Below are 22,645 nucleotides of genomic sequence, written 5' to 3' on the forward strand. Positions count from 1 at the left end.
ATGCGAAAGTAGCTCAGTTGGTAGAGCTCCAGCCTTCCAAGCTGGTTGTCGCGAGTTCGAGCCTCGTCTTTCGCTCTTCAAAATCCTCAAACAATTTGTTTGAGGATTTTTTGTTTTATGGCTTATTTTAAATGACTCAAATCGCTTTCGGATTCTAATTCTTTTGGCTCTTGGTTCTGTTGAAATAAACGTGCTGATAAATTTCCTTTTAAAGTAATTTTTTCTCCTTTTACTTCAAGCCAGCTGCCTTCTCTTAATCCTATAACCGGGATAGTATTAAAAGCGTGGAATTCTTTTATTCTTGTTTCTCGGGTTTCTCCCATATGCTTAGATTGTAAGTCTGGATCTAAATAATGTGGATTGAGATTAAAAGAAATTAATCCTAAAGTTTGAAAACTAGGAGGGTAAATAATAGGCATGTCGTTTGTAGTCTGCATCGAAAGACCACAGATATTACTTCCGGCACTGGTTCCTAAATAGGGTGTTCCATTTTTTACCATTTCAGAAAGAAGCTGCATAATATTGTTTCTGTATAATTGTGTTACAAGTAAAAAAGTGTTTCCTCCACCGGTAAATATTCCATGGGCGTTTTTTAAAGCTGTTTCGGGATTTTCAAATTCGTGAATCCCTTTTACTGAAATATTGATGGTTTGAAAAGCGGAAGCTACTTTTTGAGTGTACTCATCGTGAGAAATTCCGCCTGGACGTGCATACGGGATAAATAAAATGCTCTTACAATTTTTAAAATGCGACTGCAAAATAGGTAATAAGTATCCTAAATAACTCCCTTCGTGCAAAGTAGAAGTACTTGCAATAATGATGTTTTTCATAAAGTTTAACTCATATTGTTCTGGTTAAAGGTATTAAAAAGCAAGTTTTGATGTTAAAACCTATTTTAAATTAACATATTTTTACCAAGCTGTTAGTATTAAATTTGGAACACATTAGGATATTTTTACATTTTTAAGAATAATTCTAATTTTTTGATTTTGATTAACAAGATTTTCTGTTTTTTTATGATGTTTTTGAGTCAGTTTGTATGGTCTCAGGACAATGAACGTAGTGTCTTAAATGGAAGAATTATTTCTAACACAAATGATTTAGAAGGGGTTTATGTAGTAAATGCACAAACTGAAGCAATGGTGTCGACTGGCACTGATGGATCTTTTTCTATTATGGCTAAACCTGGAGATGCGCTTGTTTTTTCTTCAATTCAATTCAAAGAAAACAGGATTTTGTTGGTATCTGAAAATTTTTCAGATCTAAATTTTATAGTGAAATTAAATCTTGTGATGCATCAGCTGCAGGAAGTAATTATAAAAAGATACGACAATATTAATGCTGTTGCATTAGGTATTGTTCCTGCCGGACAAAAAAGCTATACCGAAGCGGAGAGAAAATTACATACTGCCACAGCCTTAAACCCTACTGCAAATGCGGGAACAATGGCTGGAGGGTCTATTTCTGCGGATCCGTTATTTAATTTCTTTTCCGGACGTACAGCAATGTTGAAAAAAGAAGTTGCTGTAGAGAAAAAAGAGCTTTTTATGCGACTTTTGGATAATATGTTTACTTTGGAACATTTTGTTGAGAGGTTAAAAATTCCTCTTGAATATGTAAAAGGTTTTAAGTATTATGCGGTAGAAAATGATAAGTTTACGGTAATTTTAAATTCAAAGAATAAGACTTCGACAGAATTTTTGTTAGGGGAATTGGCTGTTAAATACAAAGAAATAATTGCAAGTGAAGCTAAATAAAACATTATATATCATCCTGTTTTTTGTTGTTCAGATTAGTATTGGTCAAAATAAGGTTTCGAAAGAAATTTTTGGACAAATTTTGGAGCAGTCTACTTCTGTAGCGGGTGTCAATATTATTAACAACAATACACAAGTCACAGCTGTTTCAGATGAAAGCGGAACGTTTTCTATTGTAGTAAAAGAAGGTGATGTTTTGGTCTTTTCTTCAGTAAATTTAGAACCTTTAAAACGTAGGATTACTCTTGAAGACTTGGCTTCAAATTCACTTACTATAAAAATGTCGGCTAAAGAAATTGAGCTGAAAGAAGTAATTGTAAACGAGAATGCCAATATCACAGCAGAAAATCTCGGAATTATTCCAAAAGGGCAAAAAAAATATACTCCTGCAGAAAGGAAGGTTTATACGGCAACATCAACTTCACTTGATAAAATATTAAATGGAATTTCCGGGAGAACTTCCATGCTTAAAAAGGAGATAAAAGTTGAGCAAAAAGAAACTCTTTTTAGAAAATTAGAATATCTTTTTGAAGAAGCTTATTATACAGATCGGCTTAAAATTCCGTCAGAACATATAAAAGGATTTCAGTTTTACTGTGTGGAAAGTCCTGAATTTGCTGTATCTTTGAATACAAAGAACAAAACCATGAGCATGTTTTTAATAACTGGTTTGGCTCAGGAATATCTAACAATTATAGAGCATGAAAAATAAATTAGGAATATTTGCAGTGTGTTTGTTTTGTCAATTTATAATGGCGCAAACCAATTCGAGAAAAGCATTGCATGGTCAGGTGGTTAACAGTTCTCTTCCTATAGAGACAGGAAATGTGATGAATATAAATGCTAATATTAGAACTTTTATTGGTTCAAACGGATTGTTTGATATTATGGCAAGACCTAAAGATACTTTGTTATTTACAGGTATGGCTTTTCAGTCTAAAAAAGTAGTATTAACAGAAAAAGATTGTGCAGAAGTACTTTTTTCAGTGCCTTTGAATTTAGTTAATATTGAATTGAAAGAGGTTTTAGTGCACAAAGAATTAAAAGTGAAGTCCTTGCAAGGCGGGTCACAGGGTATAGTTGATATGCAGTTTGAAGATGATCAGCAATCTACAGCAAAAAATAGTGCAATGTATTCTGATCAAACCATTAAATATGGAACCGATTTTGTCAGGATATTTAAGGATGTTAAAAAGCTTTTCCGCAAAGATGAGAGTGTCGAAGAGGAGACTATAAGTGATATTGCTTTTGTTGCCTATTCGAAGGAAAATTTTACTCCAGATTTTTTTTCAAAAACATTAGGTTTGAAAGATGATGAAATAGATTTGTTTTTGATGTATTGTTCTAACGATTCGGAATCTAAAAAACATTTAAAACCAGAAGAAAAGTTTGAATTAATGGACTTTATGATTAATAAAAATAAAGAGTTCAAAAAAGTTGAGATGAAACAGAAATGAAAAAGATTGTAGTTTATCCTTTAATTGGAATATTATTTTTGGCAGTGTCATCTTTTACCTTTCATAAATTCTATATGGGCGTTTTTCAGGTAAATTATGCTGCTGAAAAAAAAATGATTCAAATTACTTCAAGAATATTTGTTGATGATCTTAATAAGGGAATCGAAAAAAAATATAATAAAAAGACATTTATAGGAACTGACAAGGAAACGCCTGCGGATATTGATTTATTAAAAAAATACCTTTCTGAAAATTTCACTATAAAAGTAAATGGCCAGCTAAAACCTATTAGTTTCCTGTCTAAAGAACTTGAGGCCGATGATGTTTTGGTTTGTTATTCCAGAATTACAGCTATTGAAAAATTTAAAATATTAGAAATTTCAAACACTGTTTTGGTCGACTGGCATGTTGAACAGCAAAATATTACACATGTTACAGCATTCGGTACTAAAAAGAGTGTTCTTTTTACGGATTCTTCAAGGAAAGAAGTGTTAAAGTATTAACAAATAAACAAAATTATTGTTTTAATTGCTATTTTCACAGCCTCAAAAAAAACCAAAAACATTTTATGAAAAGACTTTCATTACTATTGCTTTTTCCTGCTATGCTGGTAGCTCAGGAGAAAAATACGTCTGTTGCCCCAAAACAACAAGGAAAGTACGATACGAACAAGTTTAGCCAGATGTATGATTTGATGGCTACGCCTAATATGTTCCGTACAGCATCGGGAGCACCAGGTCCTGCCTATTATCAGCAACAGGCAGATTATAAGATCGATGTTGAATTAGATGATAAAAATTCAAAATTAAGCGGATCTGAAACTATTACCTATTCAAACAATTCTCCTGATAGTTTAGAATATTTATGGATTCAATTAGATCAAAATCAGGCAAAAGCTAATACGCAATCGACTTTGGCTGAGAGCGAAAAAATTAATCAGGTATTGCCTTTAGAAGGTTTTTCCGGTAAATATTTAAAGAAAGATTTAGAGCGTGGTTTTAATATCGAATACGTAAAAGACGCTAAAGGAAATCCGATGTCTTATACCATCAACGAAACCATGATGCGTATTAATCTGGAAAAACCTTTAAAGCCAGGAGAAAAAATGTCACTTGCTATAAAATGGTGGTACAACATTAATAATTATAGAAAAGAAGGAGGACGTTCAGGTTATGAATTATTCGAAAAAGAAGGAAATAAATTGTATGTAATCGCTCAGTTTTATCCAAGAATGGCGGTTTATAATGATGTAGAAGGCTGGCAAAATATGCAGTTCTGGGGAAGCGGAGAGTTTGCACTCCCTTTTGGAAATTTTGATGTAAACATTACTGTTCCGGCAGATCACATCATAGACGCAACTGGAGAATTGACAAACAGAAGCGAAGTTTTTACTGCTGAACAGGTAAAACGTTACGAGCAGGCTCAAAAATCATTTGATAAACCTGTTGTCATTGTTACGCAGGCTGAAGCCGAAGAAGCTGAAAAAGGTTTCTCTGAAAAGAAAAAAACATGGAAATTCAGTGCAAAAAATGTACGTGATTTCGGAATTGCTTCTTCAAGAAAATTCATTTACGATGCAATGGCAGTGAAGATGGGAAATAGAGTAGTAATGGCAGAATCTGTTTATCCAAAAGAAGCCAATCCGCTTTGGGGAGAAACTTCTACAAAGGTTGTAGCTCATACTCTAAAAAGTTATTCTTCTCACACATTCGATTATCCTTATCCAAAAGCAGTATCCGTTTCAGCAGAAGATCAGGGAATGGAGTATCCAATGATTTGTTGGAATTTTGGGCGACCTGATGAAAATGGAGTAACAAGCAAAGAAGTGAAAAACGGAATGATTGGTGTTGTAATCCATGAAGTTGGTCACACTTTCTTTCCAATGATTGTAAATTCTGATGAGCGTCAATGGACATGGATGGACGAAGGTTTGAATTCATTTATGGAATATATGGCGGAACAGGAATTAGACCCAAACTTCCCTTCGAGACGCGGGCCGGCAAAAAATATTGTTCCTTACATGAGTGGAGATCAAAAGTTTTTAGAGCCAATTATGTCTAATTCTGAAACTATCATTCAGTTTGGAAATAATGCTTACGGAAAACCGGCTACAGGACTTAATATTTTAAGAGAAGTAGTAATGGGAAGAGAATTGTTTGATTATGCTTTTAAAACCTATGCAAACAGATGGAAATTCAAACACCCGACTCCCGAAGATTTCTTTAGAACAATGGAAGATGCTTCTGCAGTAGATTTGGATTGGTTTTTGAGAGGATGGTTTTACTCAACTGATTTTGTTGATATCGGAATCAAAGAAGTGAAACAATATTATGTTTCTGAAACTCCAACTACTGATATCAAAGACGTTAAGGTTAGAAAAGGACGTTTTGGTTTCGATAAAGGACCATTCGTTTATTTAGTAGCAGGTGAAAATTCAGAAGTAAGTAGTTCAAACAAAAAGCCCTTAAAAGTAGAAGAATTTAAAACACTTTCAGATTATGTAAATCAAACTTTTACTGCTGAAGAGAAAGCAAGTTTAAAAGCGCCTAAATATTTTTATGAAGTAGAATTTAATAAACCAGGCGGAATGATTATGCCAATTCTTGTTGAGATCACTTACGAAGATGGTTCAAAAGATAATTATCAGTATCCTGCGCAAATCTGGAGAAAAAATAATGAGACAGCTAAAAAGGTATATGCGACTGAAAAAGCAATCAAAAGCATTCAGATAGATCCAAAATTAATGACTGCCGATATTGATGTAACCAATAATTCCTGGCCAAAAACAGAACAAAAATCAAAATTTGATTAAATACAAACTGGAAAGACTCTGAAAAGGGTCTTTTTTTTTAAGTAAATTTTAAAACACATGGCTACAAAATTTAATACCTTTGTGACACAAAAAATAAAAGATATGTTTGGTATAGGAGGAGGAGAATTAGTTTTCATACTGTTTATAGTACTAATGCTTTTTGGTTCAGACAAAGTACCTGAAATTGCCCGTACAATGGGTAAAGCAATGGCACAGTTAAAAAATGCAACGAACGATATTAAAAGCGAGATTCAAAAAGGAGCCGAGGCAAACGGTCTTGATACAAAATCGCTTACAGATATGACAGGTAACATCAATGCACAGATTAATGATGCCAAATCGAATTTATTAGGAGATACAACCAATTTATTGGGCGATACTGCAACAGAAATTGACAAAGTAAAAGAAGATATTGATTCCATCTCAGGACCTGTAAAACGCCAAAGATAATATGCTTGAAAAAATACAAGAATTAGATAGTCAGCTGTTTGTGTATCTAAATAGTTTAGGATCTGAAACATATGATCAGCTTTGGTTGATTATTACCAAACAATTATACTGGACACCTTTTTTTTTATTAATGTTTTTTCTTATTTATAAAAAAATAGGTGGAAAACAAACTTTGTATTTATTACTTTTTATAGCAGTTTTAATTTCTTTTACAGATCAGATCTGCAATTTATCCAAAAATACTTTCCAGCGTTTAAGACCTTGCAATAATCCTGAAATCAATACCATAATCAGAGTTGTGCAATCTAGATCATCATACAGTTTTTTCTCAGGTCATGCTGCTAATACAATGGCGGTTGCCACCTTTTTATACCTCGTTTTTAAATGTCATTTCAAGTATTTAGGACTCTTGTTTCTATGGCCATTAATCTTCGCCTACAGCCGTATTTATTTAGGCCTACATTATCCTGGGGACATTCTTAGCGGTTATTTCTTCGGAGCACTTTTTGGTTTTGTAACTTTTAAAATTTATCAAAATTTAAAAACCAAATATTTTCCGGGATAATTTTCAGGAGCTATTTCCAGCTATCCGTTTCAATCTTTTATGCCGAAAACCGGCACAAAAGGATTTTCACTTCTATCTGGGCTAGGACAATCGCTTTCAAAAGAAATTTAATTTTAAAAAATTGTTTTTTCACTCCATTCTAACTCAGAAGGAAGTTCCTGATTACTAAACTCAATATGAATAACTCTTCGTCTTTCATTATTTGTAGTTTTGTTTGAAGCATGAAACAATAAAGGTTTCATAATCATGATGCCGCCTTTTTCAACTTCACAAATCGTTTCGTTTTTTGTTTCCAGATTTTCAACCCTGAAAATTCCTTTAGAATGTGAATTATTAATTATTTTCAAAGCACCATTTTCTTTAGTTGTTTTATCAATATGAATTCTAATGGTAAAATTCTTTTCTAAAATTGCTGTTGGAGGCTGAACAGCAAACTGATTTTGTTTTGTCGTCCAGTTTTCAAAATTTTCTACTTCTATTTTTTTGTCAACAGAAATAGTCAAGTCCTGATGATAGGCCACAAACCAATTTGATTTTTCAGGTTTGTCAAAATAAATTGATTTCGTAATAAAGTACCCTTTTCCAAAGGCAGACTCTACGATATACTGTAAATTCTGATTGAAAATAAAAGGTAGCGTTTCAGGAATTTCCTTGTGAAATTGCCTTATAGCAAATAAATCCTGAGATTTTCTAAATGTTGCCATTTTTGCCTTGTTTTTCGTAATGTTTTCAATTAACGAAATAAGCTTTTCAATTTCATTATCGGTATAAACATTATTTATAATTGTAAAACCTTCAGAGCTTATTTCTTTTAAAGAATTCATTTGAAATCAAACTTTATATATTATTGATAGAAAACCTGGCTTCATATCTTTAAAGCACTCGACTAACAGTCAGCCCATCACGAATTGGTAATAAAACTGTTTCAACCCTCGGGTCATTTTTTAAAAGTAAATTGTATTCTAAAAGCACTTTGGTGCTAACATCATTAGGATGAACCGGTTCCAGAATTTTACCGCTCCACAATACATTGTCAGACAAAATGATGCCGCCTTTGTTCATTTTCGGAACAATCATTTCCCAATAATTCAGGTAATTTTCTTTATCGGCATCAATAAAAACCAAATCAAATTTAACATCAAGAGAAGGAATAATGTCTATTGCTTCCCCCAAATGCTGAAAAATTTGTTTTCCCCAGGGAGATGCGTCAAAATATTTACGCTGAAAATCAACTAATTCTTCTTTAATATCAATTGTATGAAGTTGCCCGTTTTCCTGCATGCCTTCACACAGACATAAAGCAGCATAACCTGTATAAGTTCCAATTTCCAAAATATTCAATGGGCGAATCAATTTAGATAACATGCTTAGAACACGACCTTGAAAATGACCGCTTAACATTCTTGGCAAAAGAATTTTCTGGTATGTTTCCTTATTTAGTTTCGCTAATAATTCCGGTTCTTTTTCAGAATGTTGCTCAATGTAATCTTCTAAGTCTTGTGAAATAAAGTGCATCTTGTAGTATCTTCTAATTTGATTACAAAAGTACAAAAATATCAGCTTGCTTTTTTGCATAAAAAAACCATCCGTTGTGACGAATGGTTCTCTTCTAAGTTCTAAAAAAAATTATTTTTTCAATGCTTCATTAACGTCCTTAGCCGTCTGTACAGTTCCGTCTTTTGCAGCTTTTGCAGCAGCTTCTACTTTTTCAGCTCCTTTTTTAGTCGCATCTTTCACTTCTTCTACTGTTTGTTTTGTTTTTTCTTTTGCTTCCTCACTTGCCTCTTTTGCTTTTTCGGCTGCATTTTCAGCTTTGGCAACAGCGCTGTCTCTTACTTCTTCGATGTCTGATGTCAGAGAGTCAACTTTGTTTCCAAGAGTTAATTCGTTTTCTGGTTTCGTTTCTTTTTTGTCGAAACAAGATTGAACACTAAATGCTAATAAAGCGATAACGGCAAAACTTAAAATCTGTTTTTTCATGATTAAATTAATGTTTTAAAATTGATAAAATATAAAGGTTATAAAGCTGAAAAACTAAAAGTACAAATTTAAAATTAAGCGCTATTTCTAAGATTGTTTTTCTTTCGGATGCAAGACAATTCTCATGCCAAAAAAAAACAAATTTGAAAGATGCATCTAAAGTTTTTTCAGAATGAAAATGTTTCCATAAATACTTAGTAACTTTGCAGTATGCAAATTGAGAAAAAAGACATAAGAGCCTTATCAAAAGATCAGTTACGTGAGTTTTTTGTCGCAAACAACGACAAAGCTTTTCGTGGAAATCAGGTTTATGAATGGCTATGGAACAAAGGGGCGCACAGTTTTGAAGACATGACAAATGTAGCAAAACCTACAAGAGCCATGCTGGAAAATAATTTTGTTATTAATCACATTAAAGTTGATACCATGCAGCGAAGCAGTGACGGAACGGTGAAAAATGCTGTTCGTTTGCATGATGGTTTAGTGGTTGAATCGGTTTTGATTCCTACCGATACCAGAACTACTGCTTGTGTTTCTAGTCAGGTAGGCTGTAGTCTGGATTGTAATTTTTGTGCTACTTCTCGATTAAAGCGCATGCGAAATCTGGAGCCTGGAGAAATCTACGATCAGGTGATTGCGATTGATAAAGAAAGTCGTTTGTATCACAATCATGCGCTTTCGAATATTGTTTTTATGGGAATGGGAGAGCCTTTGATGAATTATAATAATGTCATTAAAGCCATTGATATGATTACTTCTCCGGAAGGATTAGGAATGTCTCCAAAACGTATTATGGTTTCGACTTCAGGAATTCCTAAAATGATTAAAAAAATGGCCGACGATGATGTAAAATTCAAATTGGCAGTTTCATTGCATTCGGCTATCGATGAAATTCGTGCCCGAATAATGCCTTTCAGTAAAAATTTTCCTTTAGCAGAACTGAGAGAATCATTGGAATATTGGTATAGAAAAACCAAAAACAAAATTTCCTACGAATATGTGGTCTGGAAAGGAATAAACGATGATAAAGCTTCAATTGATGCCTTAGTTAAGTTTTGTAAATATGTGCCTTGCAAAGTAAATCTAATTGAATACAACCCAATTGATGACGGTGAGTTTCAGCAAGCTTCAGAAGAATCTATTATGGCTTACATAAAAGCGTTGGAAAATATAGGGGTAGTAGTAAAAGTACGCCGAAGCCGTGGTAAAGATATTGATGCAGCTTGTGGACAATTAGCCAATAAAGAAGGTTGAAATTTTAGTTCTAAAAAAAATAAAAAGCATTAAAAATAAGATTCGTACTTAGTTTTAATGCTTTTCTTTTTGGGCAAAAAAGGCTATTTTTTTAGATCTTTTCCGATGCTAATACTATCTTTTTTAGAAGTTGCTGTTATTATTTCTTTGTTTGTTTTTTCATCAGAATTATAATTCATGAAAGAATCGAAAATGATGCATGTTCCAATTAATAAAAAATTTGTTTTCATAATAAAAAATTTAAGTTTTACTTTAATTAAAGAATTCAAATTAGAGATTGGAATTAGACTTTTTTGGTGTGTTTTTGAATTAGTGCACAAAATGTTGATATACTAACTTAAAATAAACAACGTTTTTTTATTTAAAATAGTATATTTGAAAGCGAAATGAATATTACTTCTCAAATAAAACAGCCCATTTTTAACGAAATGGAACTTTTTGAAAAAAAGTTCCATGAATCAATGACTTCAAAGGTTGCGTTACTAAATCGTATAACCTATTACATTGTAAATCGAAAGGGAAAACAAATGCGTCCTATGTTTGTTTTTCTAACTGCAAAAATGGTTTCAGAAGGGATTGTAAATGAAAGAACCTATCGTGGTGCTTCGGTAATTGAATTGATTCATACAGCAACTTTAGTACACGATGATGTGGTGGATGATAGTAATCGCCGTCGCGGATTTTTCTCTATCAATGCACTGTGGAAAAATAAAATTGCTGTTTTGGTGGGGGATTATTTATTGTCAAAAGGATTACTGCTTTCGATAGATAATGGCGATTTTGATTTGCTTCGAATTATTTCTGTTGCCGTTCGTGAAATGAGCGAAGGAGAATTACTTCAGATAGAAAAAGCCAGAAGACTCGATATCACCGAAGATATTTATTATGAAATCATTCGCAAAAAAACCGCTACACTTATTGCGGCTTGTTGTGCGCTTGGTGCAAAATCGGTAATTGAAGATGATATTCAGGTCGAAAATATGCGCAAATTCGGCGAGCTTATCGGAATGGCTTTTCAAATCAAAGACGACTTATTTGATTATAGTGAAGAGGCTATCGGTAAACCAACCGGAATTGATATTAAAGAGCAAAAAATGACGTTGCCTTTAATTCATGTTTTAAATACGTGTACTCCGCAAGAAAAAAAGTGGCTGATAAACTCCATCAAGAAACACAATAAAGACAAAAAACGAGTTAAAGAAGTAATTGCATTTGTAAAAAACCATAATGGTTTGGCTTACGCCGAAAATAAAATGCTAGAATTTCAGCAGGAAGCACTTTCGTTATTAGAGAATTACCCTGACTCTGAGTTTAAAGATGCTCTTGTGCTGATGGTGAACTACGTTATTGAGAGAAAAAAATAATTAGGAATTTACCAATTATAAAATTGTTTTTACTTAATTGTAAATCAGTTTTTTATGTGTTTTATTTTGGAATTTAGAACTTATTTTTTGAAATTTTTACAGCCCCATGCAACCATTTTGCAACCTTACTCGTCTATGCTAATAGAAGTCTTTTAGTAAAACAAAATCTGAACGCTTATTAATGAAAATTATTCATTTACATCAGGAAGAAAACAAGATCATAAAGCTGGCTGTCGAAAATAACCGACAGGCACAGCAGCAGATTTATAGTCGGTTTTCTTCGAAAATGCTGAGTGTTTGTCGTCAATATATAAAAGACATTCAATTGGCAGAAGATGTAATGATCACGGCTTTTATGAAAGTGTTTACCAACTTAAGCAAATTTGAACATAAGGGAAGTTTTGAAGGCTGGATTCGCCGAATTATGGTTAACGAATGTATTTCCTATTTAAGGGTTCAGAAAAAGGTAAAATTTGCTGAAGATGAAATTTATACTGAAGAAAGTTTTAATGCTATTGACAGTCAGTTTTCGATAGATCAGATTCAGTTTTTAATCGATGCTATGCCAGATGGATATAAAATGGTATTCAATTTATATGCTATCGAAGGTTATAAACACAATGAAATTGCAAAGATGTTAGGAATAAATGAAGGAACATCAAAATCACAATTATCGCACGCCAGAAAAATGCTGCAAACACAAATTAATATATTAAAAAAACAAGATAATGGAACCGAATAATTTTGAAAAGGATTTCCGTGAAAAACTAAACCAGCGTAAAATTGAACCAAGTAACAAAGCCTGGGATCGACTAGATGCGATGTTGAGTATTGCCGAAAATAAAAAACCAAAAAAGAAAAACAAATGGCTGTATATCGCAGCAAGCCTAGTTGGGTTTTTATTAGTTGGAACTTTCTTCTTTAATAAAAACAAAAACACAATCGAAACACCAAAGAATGCTATTGTGATTGAGGAAAATACGAAAGTTTCAGTTGAAAAAATAACTTTAAATGTGACAGATTCGGTTAAAATAGAAGTTGCAATTTCAGAAAAAGAATCAATTCAAAATTCAAATAAAAAAGAGATAAAACGAAACCCAAAACCTAATAAAACCATTAAAAATGAAAACAATCAAATAGCGGAGTCTTCAATCATCATCAAAAAAAATCAAGAAAAACAATCAATCAAAAATCAAACTTCAATTATCGAAACTTCAATTGTAGAAACTTCAAAAAATAAAAATGTAGATCAATTGCTGAATTCGGCTGAGAAAACAATTGTTGCAGAGAATTCGACTAAGCCAAAATTAAAAGTAAGGGTTAATGCTAATGATTTATTGAATCAGGTGGATGGCGAACTGGAACTTTCATTTAGAGAAAAAGTAATAGCAAAAGTCAATAAAAATTACCAAACGGTAAAAGTGGCCGTAGCGAATCGAAATCAGCAGGAATAAAGTAAATAGAAAAAAGAAGAAACAGTCAAGATTAGATAATTAACCAATAATAAATAATTAGAAAAAATCATCAATCATCAATAAATTAAAAAAAATCAATCATGAAAAATTTTACCATTTACCTTGTAGTTCTAATCTTTTTATTTGTCAGTAAAGTACTCGGTCAGGAAACTTTTGAGTCACGGGCTAAACAAATTGCGAATAAAATAGAGAAGATTACAAAAGAAGAAAAAGAGACGCTAAAAGAAGAAGTTGAAGCCGTAAACGTTCAATTATCTGAGGGAAAAATAACCAAAGAACAAGCTGATAAACGCAAAAAAGAATTAGCAGAAGCCAGAGCAGTAATTATCGAAGAAAAAGTGACTTTGGCGCAAGAAGAGCTGAATGATCTGGTACAGCAAAAGGTGGACGGAAAGATAAAAGAACAGGATTCAATAAAGAAAAACAGGTTCGTTATTTACTGGGATAAAAATGACTGGAATAATAAAAAAGGTAAAGATTCTATTCATGGAGAAAAAAGAACTACTTCGCAATTTGTATTTGCAATGGGACTAAATAATATGATGGTCGACGGCAAGCTTCAGGATTCGAATTACGGTTTTATAGGTTCGCATTTTTACGAATGGGGTTTTACCTATAATTCCAGATTAATGAAAAACGATAATCTGCTGCATGCTAAATATGGCCTTTCATTAATGTATAATAATATTCGACCAAGTGATAATCGCAGTTTTGTAGTTAACGGAGAACAGACAGACTTGGTTACTAATTCAGTAAATTTAAAAGAATCACGTTTTAGAAATGTATACTTAGTTTTACCTGTGCATTTAGAATTTGATTTTACCAAACCGCAAGAAAGCAACGGAAAAACGTATTTTAAAACACATAAAAGTTTTCGTTTTGGAATTGGAGGATACGCCGGAATCAACGTAAAATCAAAACAGATTTTAAAATTTGAAGATGACGATTTAAAATATAAAACGATAATAAAAGGGGATTATAATGTGAATAATTTTATTTACGGATTGAGTTCTTATATCGGTTACAAAGAATTGAGTTTGTATTTAAAGTACGATTTGAATCCTTTGTTTCAAGATAATTTAATCAAAGAAAATAATATTTCATTAGGGCTCCGTTTCGATTTTAATTAAGAATACAATTGGGTTAGTTAGTAGAAAAAGCGCTTCGAAAGAGGTGCTTTTTTTATGCAAAATCAGTAAATTTCAAGATGGATTTATGTACTTTTACAGGCTTTCAACTTTAAAAATATTTTACGTTTTGATCTCACAAAGTACAATTGATTCTGTTTTTGAAACTGCTCGTGTAGAGGAGGTTATTGGTGATTTTGTTAATTTAAAACGTGCCGGAAGTAACTTTAAAGGATTAAGTCCTTTCTCCGATGAGCGATCTCCGTCGTTTATGGTATCGCCTGCAAAAGGAATCTGGAAAGATTTTAGTACAGGAAAAGGAGGGAACTCTGTTAAATTTCTAATGGAGCACTCGCAATTCACTTATCCTGAAGCTATTCGTTATTTAGCCAAAAAATACAATATTGAGATTGAAGAAACCGAACAGACAGATGCCGAAAAAGCAATAACAGATGTTCGGGAAAGTATGTATCTGGTTTCGGAATTTGCAAAGGATTATTTTCATAAAACACTAATAAATTCTGAAGAAGGAAAAGCTATCGGGCTTTCCTATTTTAAAGAAAGAGGATTTACAAATGAAACCATCAAAAAGTTTAGTTTGGGATATTCTCCTGAAACTTGGGATGCTTTAACTAAAGAAGCTTTAGGTAAAGGATATAAACTGGAATTTTTGGAAAGTACAGGTTTGACAATTCCAAGGGATGACCGCCCTTTTGATCGTTTTAAAGGTCGTGTAATGTTTCCGATAGAAAGTATGTCGGGACGTGTTTTGGGATTTGGAGGACGCATTTTAACGAATGATAAAAAAGCGGCGAAGTATCTAAACTCGCCGGAAAGTGATATTTACCATAAAAGTAAAGTGCTTTACGGAATTTTTCAGGCCAAACAGTCCATTGCAAAACAAAATAATTGTTATTTGGTTGAAGGGTATACCGATGTGATTCAGTTTCATCAGGCCGGAATTGAGAATGTTGTGGCCTCTTCAGGAACCGCCTTAACGCCAGATCAGATTCGATTAGTCAATCGTCTTACCAGAAACATTACGGTGCTTTTTGATGGTGACGCTGCAGGGCTTCGTGCTTCTATCCGTGGAATCGATTTGATTTTAGAAGAAGGAATGAACGTACGTGTTTGTGCTTTTCCTGACGGAGAAGATCCGGACAGTTTTGCCCGAAAAAATTCTCACGATGATTTAGTCGCTTATTTAGAAGAAAATAGTAAAGATTTTATACAGTTTAAAGCTTCCCTTCTAATGAAAGAGGCTAAAAACGATCCTATAAAAAAGGCCGATTTGATTCGCGATATGGTTGTTAGTATTTCGAAAATTCCGGATCGTATTCAGCGTGAAGTTTATACCCAGGAATGCGCACGAATTATGGATATCTCTGAGCAGGTGCTTGTTAGTACGTTGGCGCAGTTGATTCAAAAAGATATTACAGAAGCTAATAAAAAGCAAAAGCAGGAACAAAAACCTTTTGAAGTTGTTAGAAATCAAAAAAGCTATTCAGGAGGAGATCCGGAAGATCCAAGAAATGGACCACAGGATGATTATTATCCAGGGGAGTCAGGATATCCGGGACAGCAACAAGCTGAAAAGGTTGATATATTATATCGACTAGAGCGAAAAGTAATTGAAATTCTATTGCTTTATGGTGATAAAACCGAAGAATTTGAAGATGTGCTTCTAAAAAATAATGAAGAAGGAGAAGTTGTAATGGTTTCTGAGAAGAGACAATACAAAGTTTTTCAGCGAATTTATTTGAGCTTGCAGGAAGATGAAGTAGAACTTTCGAATAATCTATTTCGGGATATTTTTACTGATTTAATTGGATTCTATCATCAAAATGAAAAGTTTAGTTTAGAGCAATATTTAATGCGTCTACAGCCAGATTTTGCTCAGGAAGTTACAGATATTTTAATGGAAGATGAAAGGTTAGCCTTGCACGATTGGGAGGGACAGAATATTTTCACAAAAGGGAAACACGAAACTATAGCGCAATATGTAACTGAAACGGTTATGTCTATGCGTTGGTTTTTGGTTGGAAAAATCATTGAGGAATTAAAAAGCTCTATACAACCTGATAATTCAGATAATACAGAGCTTTTGTCTATGGTAATGGATTATTCAACTTTAGTTAATTCTTTTTCGAAAAAACTCGGAAGAGTAATGTCACGATACCATTAAATAATTTCTAAAGTCTTTGCTTTGTTAACCAGGTCAACTAAGTTAGTGACATTTAGTTTTGTCAATAATCTTAATTTGTAAGTACTGATCGTTTTTTCGTTCAGGTTTAAAATTTTAGAAATTTCATTGTTTTTCTTACCGTCACTTAGGTAACGTAAAACTTCAATTTCACGGTTAGAAAGTTTTCTGTACAAACGTTCACTTTTGCTTTGTTTAGCAATAAGTGCCATGTTTTTACGAACCGTTTCATTGATGATAACTTTTCCTTCGTGTACTTTAATAATTGAAACGCCTAATGTTTCAAGTTTTTCTGTTTTGTGCACATACCCGGAAACTCCAGCTTTAATTGCATTAGGAGCGTACATTTGTTCTGCCAGATCGCTGAAAATTACAATTTTCGTTTTTGGAAAGTTTTTCAGAATCGACTTCACTTCAAAGATACTAGAAAGACCTTCTAATTCCAGATCCAGAATTAGGATGTCGATCTCCTTCGTTTGAAGAATGTCTCTTACCATTGAAAAATTACCTACGTTGGCGACAATCGAAATTTGGTCATGGTCTTTAAAATACGACTTAACGCCAAAGTGAGTCACAGGGTGGTTGTCTGCTAGACATACTTTAATCATAATTTTACCTTTTTAGAATTGTTCATTGTTTTTGGAGCTGTAAAATTAATAAATAAATTCTGTAATTAATCGCAGTCAAATGTTAAAAATGTTATTTTAACGTTTTTGGTATTTCACAAACGGGTATTGCTTCCATTTTATGTTTGTTGTTGGTATTTAAACGTTTATAAATTTCAAAGACAATTTTTTCACGTCCTTTCAAATCAGCTCCCGTATTTCCTGCTTCTTCTGCGAGCATAGCCCATTCAAGTTCGTCATAACTTGCCCCTAATTGGTCTTCATCAGTTCTGTTATCTCCAAATAAACCATCTGTAGGCGCAGCTGTTAAAATTGAACTCGGAATTGTTAAAAATTCTCCAAGTGCATATACATCAGATTTCATCAAATCGGCAATCGGGCTTAAATCAACTCCTCCGTCTCCGTATTTAGTATAAAAACCAACACCAAAATCTTCTACTTTGTTACCAGTTCCGGCAACCAAAAGGCCGTGAATTCCAGCTAGATAATATAAAGAGGTCATTCGTAAACGAGCACGTGTGTTTGCTAATGAAAGATTTACTTTTGCTTCATCATCAGATTTTGTGACAGTTGTTTTAAATGATTCAAATGTAGCCGTTAAATCAGTTACTGTGCTGGAGACATTCGGATAACGTTTTTTCAATTGTTCAATATGTTCCCTTCCTCTTGAAACCTGACTTTCTGCCTGATGAATAGGCATTTCAACACATAAAACCTTTAGACCTGTCTGAGCACATAAAGTAGAGGTGACTGCAGAATCAACTCCGCCGGAAATTCCAATTACAAAACCATTCACTTTTGCTTTATTCGCATAATTTTTCAACCACTCTACAATGTGGGCATTTACTTTTTCTGTCTGAATAGTGCTTTTTTTAGCCATAATAATTCAAGTTTTAAGATGTAGGGATGTATATTTGCACAAATATTTTTAAGTATATGTTTACTTAAGATAAGTAACACAAATCTAACTAAAATAAAATGAAAATATATCGCTTTTTAGTGCTTCTCTCTTTGTTTTTTTTATCATGTAATCAAAAAAACAAAGTAGAAAAAGCTGTTGAAGAAATTCCGGTTGATATTAAGGTAGAACGTTTTGATAAAGTCTTTTTTGAAGCAGAACCTGAGGATTTAGCAAAAATTAAAAAACAGTTCCCTTTCTTTTTCCCTGCAGGTAATGATGATAATGTTTGGTTAAGCAAAATGCAGGAGCCAATCTGGAGAGAGGTTTATACGGAAGTTCAAAAAAAATACTCCAATTTTGAGCCAGTTCGTCAGGAATTTAATACACTTTTTCAACATGTAAAGTATTATTTTCCAAAAACTAAGACACCTAAGGTTATTACAGTAATTGGAGAAATGGATTATAATGCCAAAGCTATTTATGCAGACAGTCTGGTTATAGTTGCGTTAGAATTGTACTTAGGTAAAGATCATAAATTTTATCAGTTTCCAAATTATCTGAAACAAAATTTCGTGCAAAAACAAATTATGCCGGATGTTGTATCCAGTTTTGCTTACAGAAATATTCCGGCCTATGCTGATAAAGATCTGGTTTCTCAAATGATTTTTGAAGGCAAACAATTATATGCTAAAGATTTGCTTTTACCAGAATATACAGATGCCGAAAAAATAGGATATACACCGGAACAGATAAAATGGTGTGAAGAAAATGAAGCATATATGTGGCGTTATTTTGTTGAAAAAGAAATGTTGTATAGCGTAGATCCTAAGCTTACAACCCGATTTATTTCTCCTGCGCCTTTTTCTAAATTTTATCTGGAAATAGATAATGACTCACCAGGAAGAGTTGGAGCCTGGATTGGATGGCAAATGGTACGTTCGTATATGAAAAATAATACTGTAACTTTGCCAGAATTATTAAAAACGAATGCAAAAGAAATTTTCGAAAAGTCAAAATACAAACCTAAGAAATAATGTCAGATACAATAAAATCAGAAATTAAATTTAATATAGAATTAGATGAAAACCGTGTTCCGGAAAAATTATCATGGACCGCTAAAGATGGGGGCGTAGAAGCTGAAGAAGCAAAAGCAATTATGCTTTCTATTTGGGACAGCAAAGCGAAAGAAAGCATGAGAATTGATTTGTGGACAAAAGATATGCCTGTTGATGAAATGAAAATTTTTTTCCACCAGACATTAGTAGCAATGTCTGATACTTTTAAACGTGCTACAGATGATGAAAAAATGGCAGATACAATGAAGGATTTTTGTGATTATTTTGCAGAAAAACTGGATTTGACGAAATAAGCCTTCTATAAAAATTTCAATAAAATCCCAAATTCCAACTTTAAATTGGCGTTTGGGATTTTTTGTTGTTCTTGCCATTGAAGTCGAAGGATTGAAATTTTTATTTCTTAATTGATCAATTTCTGATATTGGAATTTAAAACTGCGAGTTGTTTTTAAAAACTTCTTCATTTACTTCATCTATATAATTTAAAACATCATCTTTACCGGTTAATTCTGTAGCTGATGTTACAAAATAATGTGGCATTTCTTCCCAGTTATTGGCAAACATTTGTTTTTTGTACGCAGCAATATGTGAGTCAATTTTTGTTTTACTAATTTTGTCTGCTTTGGTAAAAATAATACAAAACGGAATTTCGCTTTCTCCCATGTAAGACATAAATTCAATGTCGATATTTTGGGCTTCATGACGAATATCGATCAAAACAAAAGCGCAAACAAGTTGTTCTCTGGTTTCAAAATAGTCTGTAATAAATTGCTGAAAAACTGACTTTGTTTTTTTAGATACTTTAGCATAACCATATCCGGGTAAATCGACCAAAAACCAATTGTTGTTAATCTTAAAGTGATTAATTAATTGTGTTTTTCCAGGTCTTCCCGAAGTTTTGGCTAAATTTTTATGATTGGTTAGCATGTTGATCAAAGACGACTTACCTACATTTGATCTTCCTATAAAAGCGTATTCCGGCAAAAAATCTGCTGGACATTTTGCCACTTCAGAATTACTAATAATGAATTCGGCAGTATTAATTTTCATGTTTTTTGGTTTTAAAACCTCCTTAAAGTCGAAAGTTAGTGCTATAAATTCTTTTCAGTAAGCCATTTTTCAAGAATTACATTAAATTCCTGAGGATGCTCCATCATAGCAGCGTGTCCACATTTGTCTATCCAATACAAAGTTGAATTAGGCAATAATTTATCAAATTCTTCAGCAACATTTGGAGGAGTAACAGCATCATTTTTACCCCAAATAATACAGGCCTCAACTGTCATTTTTGGCAAATCTTTTGCCATATTATGACGAATAGCACTTTTGGCAATTGTTAAAGTTTTTATAAGTTTAATACGGTCATTAACGGTGGCATATACTTCATCAATTAGTTCAGGAGTTGCAATTTTTGGGTCATAAAATACATCTTCAGCTTTTTTTCTAATGTACTCATAATCACCTCTTTTTGGGTAGCTGTCTCCCATTGCGCTTTCATAAAGCCCTGAGCTTCCTGTTATTACAAGTCCTGCTACTTTTTCAGGATACAACTTAGTATGGTAAAGGGCAATGTGTCCTCCTAAAGAATTCCCTAATAAAATTACCTTGTCAAAACCTTTAAATGTAATGAAATCTTTAACGTATTTCGCAAAGCTTTTTACGTTCGTTTTTAAAATGCTTTGAGTGTAAATTGGCAAATCAGGTATGACAACTTTGTATCCTTTCGTTGGAAAATATTCTGCTACAGCATCAAAGTTACTAAGGCCTCCCATTAAGCCATGTAAAATAACGATAGGAGTTCCTTCTCCAGCTTCATAATAGCTGTATTTGCCTTCTTTTTTGTAGTGTTTATCCATTTAATTTAATGCCAATTTCAATTTTGACAAATATAGGGTTTAATAAATAAAAATGGATTTTTGCTGCCATTTTTTAACTACATAATTTTTGTAGAAGATATAAGTGTTTAGAAATCAGGTTTTATACGGTGTTTTTGTAAATGTATCAAATGTTAAGAAACTAATATAATAGTTACTTTTTTAAGAAAAATGATGCGTATTTTTTTTGATTAATTAGTGTAATTTAGAATTCATTAATAATTGGTTAACATATTGATTTGCTATAAATTAAAGGTTCCTTAGTTAAAGTGGTTAAACTTATTAACAAAGTGGTATATTGTGGTAAAAAGTGGTAATATTTTTTATATTTTTGCTGTATAACATGTTAATGAATTTTTTTTGAACACAATTGTAGGAACATACGAGTGTAAAGTCGATGCTAAAGGGAGGCTAATGATGCCTGCGCCTTTAAAAAAGCAATTGACTTCATCTCTTCAAAACGGATTTGTTTTGAAGCGCTCTGTTTTTCAGCCGTGTTTAGAATTATATCCGATGGAAGAGTGGGACTTGATGATGCAAAAAATCAACAAGCTGAATCGATTTGTAAAAAAAAATAATGACTTCATTCGAAGATTTACTGCCGGAGTTAAAATGGTAGAGATTGATGCATTGGGAAGATTGTTGGTTCCGAAGGATTTGGTTGCATTTTCAAATATTTCGAAAGATGTGGTTTTTTCATCTGCGGTTAATATTGTTGAGATTTGGGATAAGGATTTATATGAAAAATCAATAAGCGGCGAAGATATGGATTTTGCAGATTTAGCCGAAGAAGTAATGGGAAATATTAATGACGACGACAATGGAATATCATAATCCGGTTTTGCTTCATCCTACAGTTGATGGTTTAAATATTAAACCTGACGGAATATATGTAGATGTAACGTTTGGAGGCGGCGGTCATTCAAAAGAAATTTTGAAACGATTGGGGCCAAATGGAAAGTTGTTTGCTTTTGATCAGGATGAAGATGCACTTGCGAATGCATTGCCGGATGAAAGATTTACCTTGATTAATGAAAACTTTAGATTCATAAAAAGATTTTTACGTTTTCATGGTGTAAAAAGTGTAGACGGAATTTTAGCAGATTTAGGTGTTTCATCACATCAGTTTGATGTTCCGGAAAGAGGTTTCTCAACCCGATTTGATGCCGAACTGGATATGCGTATGAGTCAAAAAAATGATTTGAACGCTTATCGGGTGGTTAACGAATATGATGATGCTAATTTAAGAAGAGTGTTTTTAGACTATGGTGAATTGAAAAATGCGCCAGTTTTAGCAAGAACAATTGTAGAAGCGAGAGAACACAGACCAATCAAAACTACTGATGAGTTGAAAGAAGTTTTGGCTAAATATTTACCGGAAAGAGTTCGAAATAAAATATTAGCTCAGATTTATCAGGCGATTCGTATTGAAGTGAATCAGGAAATGGATGTTTTAAAAGAGTTTATTGAACAATCATTGGAAATTTTGAATCCGGGCGGAAGATTTTCGGTAATCTCTTATCATTCATTAGAAGACAGACTGGTAAAAAGATTTATAAAAAACGGCATGTTTGAAGGAGAGCCGGAACGTGATTTTTATGGAAATTTTTCAGTTCCCTTTAAAACAATAGGAAAGCTGATTGTTCCGGATGATGCAGAGATCAAAATCAATAATAGAGCAAGAAGTGCAAAATTGAGAATTGCTGAAAAGATATAATATATAGG

General features: G+C 32.9%; 26 protein-coding genes and 1 tRNA gene. 18 read left to right on the plus strand and 9 right to left on the minus strand.

Annotated features, from left to right (window positions below; translation table 11 throughout):
- Positions 1-2: 2 nt before the first annotated feature.
- Positions 3-75, plus strand: a tRNA-Gly gene (locus ACEN2I_RS03210).
- Between the two features lie 47 nt (positions 76-122).
- Here the strand turns inward: ACEN2I_RS03210 and pepE are convergent.
- Positions 123-830: a dipeptidase PepE gene (gene pepE / locus ACEN2I_RS03215; protein WP_441764684.1), complete on the minus strand. Its 708-nt coding sequence runs from the start codon at positions 828-830 to the stop codon at positions 123-125.
- 159 nt (positions 831-989) lie between these two features.
- On the opposite strand from pepE, the gene ACEN2I_RS03220 reads away from it, so the two are divergent.
- The 7 genes from ACEN2I_RS03220 (at position 990) to ACEN2I_RS03250 (ending at position 7,041) form a co-directional block, all read left to right on the plus strand.
- Positions 990-1,757 carry a hypothetical protein gene (locus tag ACEN2I_RS03220; RefSeq protein WP_441764685.1) on the plus strand — a complete coding sequence of 256 codons (768 nt, stop codon included), beginning with the start codon at positions 990-992 and terminating at the stop codon, positions 1,755-1,757.
- Complete coding sequence (locus ACEN2I_RS03225) at positions 1,744-2,469, plus strand: carboxypeptidase-like regulatory domain-containing protein (RefSeq protein ID WP_441764686.1); 726 nt, start codon at positions 1,744-1,746, stop codon at positions 2,467-2,469. The genes ACEN2I_RS03220 and ACEN2I_RS03225 overlap by 14 nt, the downstream gene beginning before the upstream one ends.
- Positions 2,459-3,214: a hypothetical protein gene (locus tag ACEN2I_RS03230; protein ID WP_441764687.1), complete on the plus strand. Its 756-nt coding sequence runs from the start codon at positions 2,459-2,461 to the stop codon at positions 3,212-3,214. The genes ACEN2I_RS03225 and ACEN2I_RS03230 overlap by 11 nt, the downstream gene beginning before the upstream one ends.
- A complete protein-coding gene (locus tag ACEN2I_RS03235) occupies positions 3,211-3,717 on the plus strand; it encodes a DUF6702 family protein (RefSeq protein ID WP_441764688.1) in 507 nt (168 codons plus the stop codon). The genes ACEN2I_RS03230 and ACEN2I_RS03235 overlap by 4 nt, the downstream gene beginning before the upstream one ends.
- A gap of 65 nt (positions 3,718-3,782) precedes the next feature.
- Positions 3,783-6,026: a M1 family metallopeptidase gene (locus ACEN2I_RS03240; protein WP_441764689.1), complete on the plus strand. Its 2,244-nt coding sequence runs from the start codon at positions 3,783-3,785 to the stop codon at positions 6,024-6,026.
- Between the two features lie 102 nt (positions 6,027-6,128).
- Positions 6,129-6,476: a Sec-independent protein translocase subunit TatA/TatB gene (locus tag ACEN2I_RS03245; RefSeq protein WP_441764935.1), complete on the plus strand. Its 348-nt coding sequence runs from the start codon at positions 6,129-6,131 to the stop codon at positions 6,474-6,476.
- A gap of 1 nt (position 6,477) precedes the next feature.
- Entirely contained in the window at positions 6,478-7,041 is a 564-nt protein-coding gene (locus tag ACEN2I_RS03250) for a phosphatase PAP2 family protein (RefSeq protein WP_441764690.1), read from the plus strand.
- A gap of 113 nt (positions 7,042-7,154) precedes the next feature.
- Here ACEN2I_RS03250 and ACEN2I_RS03255 read toward each other — a convergent pair whose 3' ends face one another.
- From ACEN2I_RS03255 to ACEN2I_RS03265, 3 genes are all read right to left on the minus strand, one after another.
- Positions 7,155-7,865 carry a phytanoyl-CoA dioxygenase family protein gene (locus ACEN2I_RS03255; RefSeq protein ID WP_441764691.1) on the minus strand — a complete coding sequence of 237 codons (711 nt, stop codon included), beginning with the start codon at positions 7,863-7,865 and terminating at the stop codon, positions 7,155-7,157.
- 49 nt (positions 7,866-7,914) lie between these two features.
- The gene (locus tag ACEN2I_RS03260) at positions 7,915-8,556 is read right to left on the minus strand and encodes an O-methyltransferase (protein ID WP_441764692.1); all 642 of its coding nucleotides are present in this window, start codon (positions 8,554-8,556) and stop codon (positions 7,915-7,917) included.
- A gap of 111 nt (positions 8,557-8,667) precedes the next feature.
- Positions 8,668-9,021 (minus strand): hypothetical protein, encoded by a 354-nt coding sequence (locus tag ACEN2I_RS03265; protein ID WP_441764693.1) that lies wholly within the window; start codon positions 9,019-9,021, stop codon positions 8,668-8,670.
- Positions 9,022-9,231: 210 nt separating this feature from the next.
- Here ACEN2I_RS03265 and rlmN point away from each other — a divergent pair, with 210 nt between their 5' ends.
- The gene (gene rlmN, locus ACEN2I_RS03270) at positions 9,232-10,275 is read left to right on the plus strand and encodes a 23S rRNA (adenine(2503)-C(2))-methyltransferase RlmN (protein ID WP_441764694.1); all 1,044 of its coding nucleotides are present in this window, start codon (positions 9,232-9,234) and stop codon (positions 10,273-10,275) included.
- A gap of 83 nt (positions 10,276-10,358) precedes the next feature.
- On the opposite strand, the gene ACEN2I_RS03275 is transcribed toward rlmN, so the two are convergent.
- Positions 10,359-10,505 carry a hypothetical protein gene (locus ACEN2I_RS03275; RefSeq protein WP_441764695.1) on the minus strand — a complete coding sequence of 49 codons (147 nt, stop codon included), beginning with the start codon at positions 10,503-10,505 and terminating at the stop codon, positions 10,359-10,361.
- 156 nt (positions 10,506-10,661) lie between these two features.
- Here ACEN2I_RS03275 and ACEN2I_RS03280 point away from each other — a divergent pair, with 156 nt between their 5' ends.
- The 5 genes from ACEN2I_RS03280 to dnaG all read left to right on the plus strand — a co-directional run bounded on the left by ACEN2I_RS03280 (position 10,662) and on the right by dnaG (position 16,426).
- Entirely contained in the window at positions 10,662-11,639 is a 978-nt protein-coding gene (locus tag ACEN2I_RS03280; protein ID WP_441764696.1) for a polyprenyl synthetase family protein, read from the plus strand.
- Between the two features lie 181 nt (positions 11,640-11,820).
- Complete coding sequence (locus ACEN2I_RS03285; RefSeq protein ID WP_441764697.1) at positions 11,821-12,381, plus strand: RNA polymerase sigma factor; 561 nt, start codon at positions 11,821-11,823, stop codon at positions 12,379-12,381.
- Positions 12,368-13,093 carry a hypothetical protein gene (locus ACEN2I_RS03290; RefSeq protein WP_441764698.1) on the plus strand — a complete coding sequence of 242 codons (726 nt, stop codon included), beginning with the start codon at positions 12,368-12,370 and terminating at the stop codon, positions 13,091-13,093. The genes ACEN2I_RS03285 and ACEN2I_RS03290 overlap by 14 nt, the downstream gene beginning before the upstream one ends.
- A 101-nt stretch (positions 13,094-13,194) precedes the next feature.
- The gene (locus ACEN2I_RS03295) at positions 13,195-14,244 is read left to right on the plus strand and encodes a hypothetical protein (RefSeq protein ID WP_441764699.1); all 1,050 of its coding nucleotides are present in this window, start codon (positions 13,195-13,197) and stop codon (positions 14,242-14,244) included.
- 127 nt (positions 14,245-14,371) lie between these two features.
- On the plus strand, positions 14,372-16,426 hold the full coding sequence (dnaG, locus tag ACEN2I_RS03300; protein WP_441764700.1) for a DNA primase: 2,055 nt from the start codon (positions 14,372-14,374) through the stop codon (positions 16,424-16,426).
- Here the strand turns inward: dnaG and ACEN2I_RS03305 are convergent.
- Together ACEN2I_RS03305 and nadE are read right to left on the minus strand one after the other, a co-directional pair.
- Positions 16,423-17,052, minus strand: coding sequence for a response regulator transcription factor (locus ACEN2I_RS03305; RefSeq protein ID WP_007810686.1), 630 nt, complete (start codon positions 17,050-17,052; stop codon positions 16,423-16,425). The two genes, dnaG and ACEN2I_RS03305, sit on opposite strands and share 4 nt — an antisense overlap.
- A gap of 91 nt (positions 17,053-17,143) precedes the next feature.
- Positions 17,144-17,950: an NAD(+) synthase gene (gene nadE, locus ACEN2I_RS03310; RefSeq protein ID WP_441764701.1), complete on the minus strand. Its 807-nt coding sequence runs from the start codon at positions 17,948-17,950 to the stop codon at positions 17,144-17,146.
- Between the two features lie 98 nt (positions 17,951-18,048).
- On the opposite strand from nadE, the gene gldB reads away from it, so the two are divergent.
- Positions 18,049-19,005, plus strand: coding sequence for a gliding motility lipoprotein GldB (gene gldB, locus ACEN2I_RS03315; RefSeq protein ID WP_441764702.1), 957 nt, complete (start codon positions 18,049-18,051; stop codon positions 19,003-19,005).
- Positions 19,005-19,340: a gliding motility protein GldC gene (gene gldC, locus ACEN2I_RS03320; protein WP_294922621.1), complete on the plus strand. Its 336-nt coding sequence runs from the start codon at positions 19,005-19,007 to the stop codon at positions 19,338-19,340. The genes gldB and gldC overlap by 1 nt, the downstream gene beginning before the upstream one ends.
- Positions 19,341-19,475: 135 nt before the next feature.
- On the opposite strand, the gene yihA is transcribed toward gldC, so the two are convergent.
- Together yihA and ACEN2I_RS03330 are read right to left on the minus strand one after the other, a co-directional pair.
- The gene (gene yihA / locus ACEN2I_RS03325) at positions 19,476-20,096 is read right to left on the minus strand and encodes a ribosome biogenesis GTP-binding protein YihA/YsxC (RefSeq protein WP_441764703.1); all 621 of its coding nucleotides are present in this window, start codon (positions 20,094-20,096) and stop codon (positions 19,476-19,478) included.
- Between the two features lie 41 nt (positions 20,097-20,137).
- Positions 20,138-20,902 carry an alpha/beta fold hydrolase gene (locus tag ACEN2I_RS03330; RefSeq protein WP_441764704.1) on the minus strand — a complete coding sequence of 255 codons (765 nt, stop codon included), beginning with the start codon at positions 20,900-20,902 and terminating at the stop codon, positions 20,138-20,140.
- A gap of 378 nt (positions 20,903-21,280) precedes the next feature.
- Between ACEN2I_RS03330 and mraZ the strand changes: the two genes are divergently transcribed.
- Both mraZ and rsmH read left to right on the plus strand, forming a co-directional pair.
- Positions 21,281-21,754: a division/cell wall cluster transcriptional repressor MraZ gene (mraZ, locus tag ACEN2I_RS03335; protein WP_441764705.1), complete on the plus strand. Its 474-nt coding sequence runs from the start codon at positions 21,281-21,283 to the stop codon at positions 21,752-21,754.
- Positions 21,729-22,637: a 16S rRNA (cytosine(1402)-N(4))-methyltransferase RsmH gene (rsmH, locus tag ACEN2I_RS03340; protein ID WP_441764706.1), complete on the plus strand. Its 909-nt coding sequence runs from the start codon at positions 21,729-21,731 to the stop codon at positions 22,635-22,637. Before mraZ ends, rsmH begins: the two co-directional genes overlap by 26 nt.
- The last annotated feature ends 8 nt before the right edge of the window (positions 22,638-22,645 follow it).

This window comes from Flavobacterium sp. W22_SRS_FK3, from assembly GCF_052113665.1.
Lineage (GTDB): Bacteria > Bacteroidota > Bacteroidia > Flavobacteriales > Flavobacteriaceae > Flavobacterium.